The 565-nt window shown below is 51.5% G+C and carries 1 protein-coding gene; it reads right to left on the bottom strand.

Going from position 1 to position 565, the window contains the following annotated elements:
• Positions 1-342: hypothetical protein (locus tag ACFQEU_RS17705; protein ID WP_379784283.1), on the bottom strand; the 342-nt coding region annotated here is incomplete at its 3' end.
• Positions 343-565 lie beyond the last annotated feature (223 nt).

Genomic DNA, 565 nt, shown 5'->3' with positions numbered 1-565 from the left:
GGCGCGTTCTAGCTCGGAAAAATAGTTAAAAGCGAGCAGTGGCATGCCGTGCACCACTCCATTGCAAACCGATACCCAGGTTGCGAGGTGAAGTTTTTTCTGGTCGCTAAGAGAAGGATAAGACGGTAGGCGCATAAACACCTGAGTACGAACCACCAATAGCAGCATGGCGAGGGCTATCCAGCCACCCCAAATCCATTGCGGCAAGCTGTCAGCCGCAAACGTAGCAATCATACAAAGTGCAATGGCTAGGGGGACGAGCGTGAGTCTGCCCTGTTGGGCCAGCATCCGAATCAGTTCGGCCTCAATATTTTGCCCATCTGGGGAGCTAGATCTATCCATGTATAGCTACTTGCGCGTGAAATCAAAGGTTGCGCCTATCATAGCGCTTAGGGGGTTGAGCTTAAACTAATAAAAGGGTGGGTAAAAGTCGATTAGAGGTGGCTAGGCTGGGGTAGATAGCGCTCAATATAGGCACGCTCTAGGGCGTTTATGCTGCCGTCTCGTTGCATGTTTGCAATTGCTTGAGCCCAGCGTTCAATGAGAGGCGTTGGGTAGTTGCTGG

The sequence above is a fragment of the Halorubrum tibetense genome, assembly GCF_042661865.1.
GTDB classification, from domain to species: domain Archaea; phylum Halobacteriota; class Halobacteria; order Halobacteriales; family Haloferacaceae; genus Halorubrum; species Halorubrum tibetense.
The sequence above is the reverse complement of the archived record's forward strand: the minus strand, read 5'-3'. Positions and strand labels throughout refer to the sequence as shown.